Annotated in this window: 1 protein-coding gene; it reads left to right on the forward strand. The window is 60.4% G+C overall.

Annotated features, from left to right (window positions below; all coding sequences use genetic code 11):
- Position 1: 1 nt before the first annotated feature.
- On the forward strand, positions 2-366 hold a 365-nt coding region (locus AACQ49_RS15805), incomplete at its 3' end, for a TIGR03749 family integrating conjugative element protein (protein WP_161779156.1).

The following is a 366-nucleotide window of genomic DNA, read 5'->3' on the forward strand; positions in this document are numbered from 1 at the left end:
GCTGCCGGTGCAGGCGGTAGAGCTGGTCCGCTGGGAGCGTATTCCGTTACCGGTTTCTCTGCATGTGGGGGAAGAGCGCATTGTGTTTGTGGAAAAAAATGTGCGTGTCGGTTTTCCACCGTCTCTGAATGAGAAACTGCGGATCCAGAGTACCGGAGGGGCGGTGTACCTGCGGGCGGAAAGCGCCTTCCCGCAGACTCGTCTTCAGTTACAGGATGTGGAAAGCGGGGAAATCCTGTTGCTGGATGTGACGGCCACTGCCGGTAAAGGGAAGCTGGAGCCGGTGCGGGTGGTGTACAGCGGTGAAGTCAGTACGCAGCGTGACAGTCAGAGCGTCAGACGCAGCGGGCAGGCTGCGGGGGCAGC

Source organism: Proteus sp. G2675 (genome assembly GCF_963886535.1).
GTDB classification, from domain to species: Bacteria; Pseudomonadota; Gammaproteobacteria; order Enterobacterales; family Enterobacteriaceae; genus Proteus; species Proteus mirabilis.